The organism is Bradyrhizobium sp. Unk1, from assembly GCF_059512345.1.
This window is the reverse complement of the sequence record NZ_JCAMOP010000123.1, coordinates 1-4,277: the sequence shown is the minus strand read 5'-3', so window position 1 is coordinate 4,277 and position 4,277 is coordinate 1. Positions and strand designations below refer to the sequence as shown.

The following is a 4,277-nucleotide window of genomic DNA, read 5'->3' as shown; positions in this document are numbered from 1 at the left end:
ATCGCTCCTTTGGAGGTTGCTGGCAGGCTTCATCACCCGCCTCGATACGCCGCCTTTCTCAGGTCGTCATCACCCAGTTTCCGTCATAGCTCCTTCCCCGGTACGTCCAAGGCTTTTTAGATAGCCGCCACCCGCGCCACTACGTCCGCAAGAAAGGGGTACCGCGCGCCACCCTGCCAGGTCTGCCGTGGTCGGAAGAGTTCATGCGGGCCTACGCTACGGCCCTTGAGGCGGGCACCAGGCAGCCGACAAGCCCTCCCGAACCGGGCAAGCAGCGCACGCCCATCAAAACCGTCCCCGCTGGCAGTATGGCGGCCCTCATCAGGCACTACAAAAAGTCCAAGTTTCCCGAGCTGGGGCAAGTCACTCAAGACAACTACAGACTTGGGCCTCAAAGCTTGGTCGGGGGCAAGTTCGATCTCGATAACCTGACAGATAGCAGCATCGAAGTCCGCCAAAACAAAACCGGCAAGGAGCTGGAAATCCCACTAGCTGCGCAACTCGCAGCCGCACTGAAGGCCCGCAAGATTGCAGCCGATGCGCCCGCATTCATCCTGACTGAACGCGGAAAGCCTTACAGCGATAAGTCGTTCACCGGCAAGTTTTCGGCCTGGGGCAAAGCAGCCGGGATCACGACGCAATGCAGTCCGCACACACTGCGCTTCGCGGCAGCCCGTCGACTTGCCGAGCTGGGCTTATCGCTGAAGGTGATTGCCAGTATCACGGGCCACGACAGCTTGAAGGAGCTGGAACGGTACACGAAGGCTGCGGAGCAAAGGCTGCTCGCCAAGCAGGCTATTGCCGCGTTAGGCTCACACTAGCCCAAGGGTTTGCATCTTCCGCATCGCCTGAGAGGACTTCGAACGCACGGTCTATCAGTTTCATGTCCCACAGAACAACGCCGCCTCGCCTGATGGGCTTGGGCATCGTGCCGTCCTCAACCCACTTGTCGAATGTGGACGGAGACACCCCGACGTAGAACGCCGCGTCTTCACGGCGCAATCCCCGGCGAGGGCGCGTGAACGCGGATTGATTGGGGCTTTCCGTTCTGACCATCGGCAGACCTTCAGGGGCGACAAAACATCAGCCCTGTAGTCGCACGGACTTCCGGAATCTGTCTATTAAATAGCCCTTGCGTTCGCCGCCCTGCAAAACGGCCGCGTTCTCCACACCGGAGTTGTACGGGAGGCGAAAATAATTGTCTGTGATATTTTTGGTTGCGGCCCATCCCGAGTCGCGACACATGGGTACTCCAATGGCAAAGAATGAACGTACTGGCAAAGGCGTGGGGTCGATTGCTTCGAAAGGACTTCGCAGCCCCGGGTCGCTGACCAATAAGGAGATCAAAACCGTTTCGGCATCGGCCCTCACTCAGCGACCGGACCATAAGGGCGGATCGAAGCCGACACGAAGAAAATAGCTCTGCTGGTGAAATCCGGCTTTGGTAAAAATTGCGCAGTACGAGAAATTTCGATGGCAAAGAACATCAGTAAAAATACTACAAAAATCAAAATATTAGCACCCAATTCCGCGTCGAAGGAAATCACCTCTTCCCAGCTTACTTTGGGGTTCGGAATTGAGGCCGAGGCTGAAGTCAACGGCATCGGAATGGGTGTCCTAAACGATGGAACGCCCTACCTCAATCAACGCGGCCTGGCCCTGCTTTGCGGCGTTCAAAACGCGCACATCGGCACTATTAGTAGCCAGTGGAACGAGCCGGATTTGAAGCCGCGCATCAAGTCAATCAAGGACACCCTAGCAAAATTAGGCGTGTCCTACGCCGTTGCCCACGTCGAAGCAGTCCATAAAGGAACCACGCACTATTGCTATCCTGCGGACCTTTGCCTCGCAGTACTCGAATATTACGCGTTTGATGCCGGAGCCAACTGTCAGCCTCAAGCTCGGGATAACTTCCGACTGCTCGCCGGCTCTAAACTCCGCGAGCTGATTTACAGCTACGTTGGCTATGACCCCACCCGAGAGCACGCGAAGCGCTTTGAGAAGTGGCACGAGCGGATCGCGCTAAACCATCAGTCAGCCCCTAAGGGGTATTTCCACGTCTTCAACGAAGCCCATACCGTCATCTACGAGCTCATTCAGGCAGGAGCCGAGATCGGGGAGCACTTCGTGGTAGATATTTCTATCGGCCAGCACTGGTCCAAGTATTGGACCGGCAACGAACTGGAACATACGCATGGCGAACGGTGTAGGTACCCGCATCGCTATCCGGACAGCCACCCTCAAGCCAAATCGAATCCACAAGAATCGTGGTGCTACCCGTTGGCAGCATTGGGTGCTTACCGGCAGTGGCTACAGGATCACTACATTGAAGGTGGCAAGTTTGCGAACTACTTGCAAGGCAAGGTCATGAGAGGTGAGCTGCCTCCCTCAGTGGCGGCGCTGGCAATTGAAACGCTTACGCCTGCCCAAATAGCGGGCCCCGCGTAACTCACCTCTTCCCCTCTAGAAGCGTGCGTATGCGCGCAGCGATCTTCCGTGCCTCCTCCGGCCCGGGGTCGAGTTTCACGCAATCGAGTATGCCTAACACTTCCTGGGCGTCCTCAGCATCGAACGTCGCGACTTGGCGATCTGCCAGGCTCAAAGACTGATCGGCCGCACGGGCCTGATTGGCTGCAAGCACCGCAAGCGCTTGCGACCGCAGCGAGGTGATGTGCCGCTCGAAAATGTGCATTCGTTGGCCTGTATCCTACAATGTAGGCGTCGCAAGCGGTGGTGGCTAGCCCGCCTCTGGGCACGGGCTAGCCACCTTTGCTCCTGAGAGGGTCACATTCTACAGGCGCCACCAGATAATGAGGTAGACAAGTAACCGGGGCACCTATCAAAACTGGTGGGGACGAGAATGCAAGGCAGTGCGAGCGTGCTCAGCGCGGTCGAGTTACATTCAGACGTGAAACCTCAAAGATGGATTGCCGCAACTTGCCTTGCAGAGCGAGTAGCTAAATCTCGTTCAGGGCCTGCTGAAGAGTCGCTTTTGCCGCTGCAATCGCCTGATCTTTCTCCCGCGCCTCTGAATGAGGCGGATCGAAAGGAAATTGAGCGGTTATGACTTTTGGATGCTGTGGATCGGCCTGATCGACAGCAAAAAGTGTCGCGGTAGCATTGATGAGATCAACGTTGATGTTCTGGATCTTGAAGGCCATTTGGGATCTCCGGTTGAGAACATCGCCTCTTGTTTTAACCGCACTCGGATCATCCTTGGTAGAAGTTAGCGGGCACGTGACTCGGCGCCCGTGCATACAAAAGGCGCTGTCCCTACCACGCGCCGCTAACTTCGACACGGCCAGCCTCACGGCAGCGGAAGAAGCTGACGGTACGATACATTCATCAGAAAAAGCCCTGGCACAACTACCAGAATCGGCCGGTCCCTCCTCCTCGCCCAGTCTCTAAGCTGGTCCGACAGCTTGCAGAGACGGGAGACACCCCGCATGGCAAAACGCGTGCGCTTTCGTTGCATAAACAAGTCTGACAGGCGCAACGCACATGAGAGAATCAAATTTGTCGGCGGGCTGAATTCAGACGGAACGCGATGGAGGCTATCCGTCGCGAAGACTAGCGTCTGTGTTGCGAACAGCGTTTGCTTGCGCAAAACTTCATCCAAGGCTCGCGCCTTGTCGTCGGTAATCATGATGGCAGTCTCGTGTGACGGGTCTGGGTTAAGTAAGGCCGGTCTGCGCGGCGCCGCTTGGTCAGTCGACCCGGGCGCCGCGCACCGAAAGGACCAGCGCCCCGCAAACGCTGCCCCTATAGTCGTCCGTGAAGAATACGGATCGGTCTGAGAAGTAAGCAGAATTGGTCTTGATGTAGTATTCGATTTTGCAGGAAAGTGGGGTGCTGGACCTCGTTTTCCTGCGTTTTGGGATTTTGCTTTTTGGCGATTCGTGATTCCCTGATGTCGGGTCATCGGCATTGGGGAAGGCGATGAGCAAACCGCGGGACGATCGCCAGAAAGACCTGCTGCTTCCGGCGCTCGATCAGATCATCGACTTGGGTCACCCGCTGGTGCGGTTGGCGGCGCTGATCGACTGGAAGTTTCTGGATGAGCGCTTTAGTTCGGTCTGCCAAACAGGGTTGGGGCAGCCTGGCTTGCCGACGCGGCTCGTGGCCGGCCTGTTCATTCTGAAGCACATGCACAACTTGTCAGATGAGGTGCTGTGCGCCCGCTGGATCGAGAACCCCTACTACCAATACTTCTGCGGCGAATTGAGCTTCTGCCACCGTCTGCCGTTCGATCGATCGTCGATGACCCGTTGGCGCCA

6 protein-coding genes are annotated in these 4,277 nt (G+C 56.9%); 3 read left to right on the top strand and 3 right to left on the bottom strand.

Annotated features, from left to right (window positions below):
- The first annotated feature begins 203 nt into the window (after positions 1–203).
- On the top strand, positions 204–821 hold the full coding sequence (locus tag AC5ZFO_RS47245) for a tyrosine-type recombinase/integrase (RefSeq protein WP_496124162.1): 618 nt from the start codon (positions 204–206) through the stop codon (positions 819–821).
- Positions 822–1,473: 652 nt separating this feature from the next.
- Positions 1,474–2,448, top strand: coding sequence for a BstA C-terminal domain-containing protein (locus AC5ZFO_RS47240; protein ID WP_496124161.1), 975 nt, complete (start codon positions 1,474–1,476; stop codon positions 2,446–2,448).
- Position 2,449: 1 nt separating this feature from the next.
- Here AC5ZFO_RS47240 and AC5ZFO_RS47235 read toward each other — a convergent pair whose 3' ends face one another.
- The 3 genes from AC5ZFO_RS47235 to AC5ZFO_RS47225 all read right to left on the bottom strand — a co-directional run bounded on the left by AC5ZFO_RS47235 (position 2,450) and on the right by AC5ZFO_RS47225 (position 3,646).
- Positions 2,450–2,692, bottom strand: coding sequence for a hypothetical protein (locus tag AC5ZFO_RS47235; RefSeq protein WP_496124160.1), 243 nt, complete (start codon positions 2,690–2,692; stop codon positions 2,450–2,452).
- Positions 2,693–2,957: 265 nt separating this feature from the next.
- On the bottom strand, positions 2,958–3,161 hold the full coding sequence (locus tag AC5ZFO_RS47230) for a hypothetical protein (protein ID WP_496124159.1): 204 nt from the start codon (positions 3,159–3,161) through the stop codon (positions 2,958–2,960).
- Positions 3,162–3,307: 146 nt separating this feature from the next.
- Complete coding sequence (locus tag AC5ZFO_RS47225) at positions 3,308–3,646, bottom strand: hypothetical protein (RefSeq protein ID WP_496124158.1); 339 nt, start codon at positions 3,644–3,646, stop codon at positions 3,308–3,310.
- 293 nt (positions 3,647–3,939) lie between these two features.
- On the opposite strand from AC5ZFO_RS47225, the gene AC5ZFO_RS47220 reads away from it, so the two are divergent.
- A partial coding sequence (locus AC5ZFO_RS47220) for a transposase (RefSeq protein ID WP_282525405.1) occupies positions 3,940–4,277 on the top strand: 338 nt, incomplete at its 3' end.

Coding starts and splice junctions, on each gene's coding strand:
- AC5ZFO_RS47245 (WP_496124162.1), top strand. CDS start 204: ATGCGGGCCTACGCTACGGCCCTTGAGGCGGGCACCAGGCAGCCGACA.
- AC5ZFO_RS47240 (WP_496124161.1), top strand. CDS start 1,474: ATGGCAAAGAACATCAGTAAAAATACTACAAAAATCAAAATATTAGCA.
- AC5ZFO_RS47235 (WP_496124160.1), bottom strand. CDS start 2,692: ATGCACATTTTCGAGCGGCACATCACCTCGCTGCGGTCGCAAGCGCTT.
- AC5ZFO_RS47230 (WP_496124159.1), bottom strand. CDS start 3,161: ATGGCCTTCAAGATCCAGAACATCAACGTTGATCTCATCAATGCTACC.
- AC5ZFO_RS47225 (WP_496124158.1), bottom strand. CDS start 3,646: ATGATTACCGACGACAAGGCGCGAGCCTTGGATGAAGTTTTGCGCAAG.